Raw genomic sequence first — 3,375 nt, 5'->3', positions numbered from 1 at the left:
GGTTTCTGGTGTTGGCACACTGTTGGGTCCTGGGACAGCAGGCGCCTGGCAGCCTTTTGGGGTTGTTGGGTGGTGTTGTTTCTGTTTCCCTTGCTTGGTGAGTCGCATCGTTGTGGTGTGGTGAGCGGGTGTGGGGGTTGTTGTTTGAGAACTGCATAGTGGACGCGAGCATCTTATTTTTGTTGCTGCACTGTTGATCGCCGTGTTTCCCCCTGGGGACGTGGTGTGAGGTGTGGTGACGCCGAGAATGACATCTTAGTTATATTTGCTCATTTTAGGGCTTTCATGTGTGTGAAAGTTTCTAAGGGCGCATGGTGGATGCCTTGGCAACAGGAGCCGAAGAAGGACGTGGGAATCTGCGATAAGCCTGGTGGAGTCGATAACCGGACGTTGAGACCAGGATTTCCGAATGGGGAAACCCCGCACGACGTGTCGTGTGACCGCCCGTTGAACACATAGACGGGTTGGAGGGAACGTGGGGAAGTGAAACATCTCAGTACCCACAGGAAGAGAAAACAAAAGTGATTCCGTTAGTAGTGGCGAGCGAACGCGGATGGGGCTAAACCGTATGTGTGTGATACCCGGCAGGGGTTGCATGTGCGGTGTTGTGGGCCCCTCCTTGTCATGTCTGCCGGCATGGCGCGGTGAGGTGCGGGTGTATAGACGAACCGCTTTGGATGGCGGACCGTAGAGGGTGAGAGTCCCGTAGTCGAAATGCATTCCGCCGCCGTTGGAGGGTTGCCCGAGTAGCACGGGGCCCGAGAAATCCCGTGTGAATCTGCCAGGACCACCTGGTAAGCCTGAATACTACCTGTTGACCGATAGCGGATAAGTACCGTGAGGGAATGGTGAAAAGTACCCCGGGAGGGGAGTGAAATAGTACCTGAAACCATGTGCCTACAAACCGTCGGAGCCTCCTTGTAGGGGTGACGGCGTGCCTTTTGAAGAATGAGCCTGCGAGTTAGTGATACGTGGCGAGGTTAACCCGTGTGGGGAAGCCGTAGCGAAAGCGAGTCTGAATAGGGCGATTGAGTCGCGTGTCCTAGACCCGAAGCGGAGTGATCTACCCATGGCCAGGTTGAAGCGCGTGTAAGAGCGCGTGGAGGACCGAACCCACTTCAGTTGAAAATGGAGGGGATGAGCTGTGGGTAGGGGTGAAAGGCCAATCAAACTCCGTGATAGCTGGTTCTCCCCGAAATGCATTTAGGTGCAGCGTCACGTGTTTCTTCCCGGAGGTAGAGCTACTGGATGGACGATGGGCCCTACAAGGTTACTGACTTCAGCCAAACTCCGAATGCCGGGAAGTGAGAGCGTGGCAGTGAGACTGTGGGGGATAAGCTTCATAGTCGAGAGGGAAACAGCCCAGACCACCGGTTAAGGCCCCTAAGCGTGTGCTAAGTGGGAAAGGATGTGGAGTTGCTGAGACAACCAGGAGGTTGGCTTAGAAGCAGCCACCCTTGAAAGAGTGCGTAATAGCTCACTGGTCAAGTGATTCCGCGCCGACAATGTAGCGGGGCTCAAGTACACCGCCGAAACCGTGGCATTCAGCTTTTGTTGGATGGGTAGGGGAGCGTCGTTCACGAGGTGAAGCCAGCGAGTGATTTCTGGTGGATTGTGGACGAGTGAGAATGCAGGCATGAGTAGCGAAAGACGGGTGAGAAACCCGTCCGCCGGATGACTAAGGGTTCCAGGGTCAAGCTAATCTGCCCTGGGTAAGTCGGGACCTAAGGCGAGGCCGACAGGCGTAGTCGATGGACAACGGGTTGATATTCCCGTACCAGTGAAGAACCGTCCCTGCTGAGCCGGTGATACTAACCGCCCGAACCATCCCAAACCTGGTCTTTGATCAGGATGGTGGTGGGGAGCGCGGGACCTGAACCGGGGAGGCAAGCGTATTAACAGGTGTGACGCAGGAAGGTAGCCGGGCCAGGCAATGGAATCGACCTGGTCTAAGGGTGTAGGGCTGCTGGTAGGTAAATCCGCCAGCTTTGTGCTTGAGACCTGATGGGCGCCCACTTGGTGGGTGATCCGGTGATCCTATGCTGCCTAGAAAAGCATCGGCGCGAGGTTCAAACTGCCCGTACCCTAAACCGACACAGGTAGTCAGGTAGAGAATACTAAGGCGATCGAGAGAATCATGGTTAAGGAACTCGGCAAAATGCCCCCGTAACTTCGGGAGAAGGGGGGCCCCAACCTTGAGCATCACTTGCTGGTGTGAGGGGATCGGGGCCGCAGAGACCAGGGGGAAGCGACTGTTTATCAAAAACACAGGTCCGTGCGAAGTCGTAAGACGATGTATACGGACTGACTCCTGCCCGGTGCTGGAAGGTTAAGAGGACCCGTTAGCTTCGGCGAAGCGGAGAATTTAAGCCCCAGTAAACGGCGGTGGTAACTATAACCATCCTAAGGTAGCGAAATTCCTTGTCGGGTAAGTTCCGACCTGCACGAATGGAGTAACGACTTCCCCGCTGTCTCAACCGTGAACTCGGCGAAATTGCATTACGAGTAAAGATGCTCGTTACGCGCAGAAGGACGGAAAGACCCCGTGACCTTTACTATAGTTTGGTATTGGTGTTCGGTGTGGCTTGTGTAGGATAGGTGGGAGACTTTGAAGCGGGCACGCCAGTGTTCGTGGAGTCATCGTTGAAATACCACTCTGGTCACTCTGGATATCTAACTTCGGCCCGTGATCCGGGTCAGGGACAGTGCCTGATGGGTAGTTTAACTGGGGCGGTTGCCTCCCAAAATGTAACGGAGGCGCCCAAAGGTTCCCTCAGCCTGGTTGGCAATCAGGTGTCGAGTGCAAGTGCACAAGGGAGCTTGACTGTGAGAGTGGCAGCTCGAGCAGGGACGAAAGTCGGGACTAGTGATCCGGCGGCTCGTTGTGGAACGGCCGTCGCTCAACGGATAAAAGGTACCTCGGGGATAACAGGCTGATCTTGCCCAAGAGTCCATATCGACGGCATGGTTTGGCACCTCGATGTCGGCTCGTCGCATCCTGGGGCTGGAGTAGGTCCCAAGGGTTGGGCTGTTCGCCCATTAAAGCGGTACGCGAGCTGGGTTCAGAACGTCGTGAGACAGTTCGGTCCCTATCCTCTGCGCGCGTTGGAAATTTGAGAAGGTCTGTCCTTAGTACGAGAGGACCGGGACGGACGAACCTCTGGTATGTCAGTTGTACCGCCAGGTGCATGGCTGATTAGCTACGTTCGGGATGGATAACCGCTGAAAGCATCTAAGCGGGAAGCCGGCTTCGAGATGAGATTTCCTTGCCCCTTGAGGGTGTGAGGCCCCCAGCGAGAACACTGGGTTGATAGGCTGGATGTGGAAGCGAGGACTGAAGACTCGTGGAGCTGACCAGTACTAATAGGCCGATGA

At 55.5% G+C, this 3,375-nt stretch carries 1 rRNA gene; it reads left to right on the top strand.

The window, feature by feature from the left end:
• Window positions 1–291: 291 nt before the first annotated feature.
• Window positions 292–3,375: ribosomal RNA gene (locus tag AB0302_RS11275) — 23S ribosomal RNA — on the top strand; the annotation flags it as partial.

It is taken from the genome of Micrococcus sp. NPDC078436 (assembly GCF_040702705.1).
Lineage (GTDB): Bacteria > Actinomycetota > Actinomycetes > Actinomycetales > Micrococcaceae > Micrococcus.
Note: the sequence above shows the minus strand (reverse complement) of the source record. Positions and strands in the feature narration are given on the sequence as shown.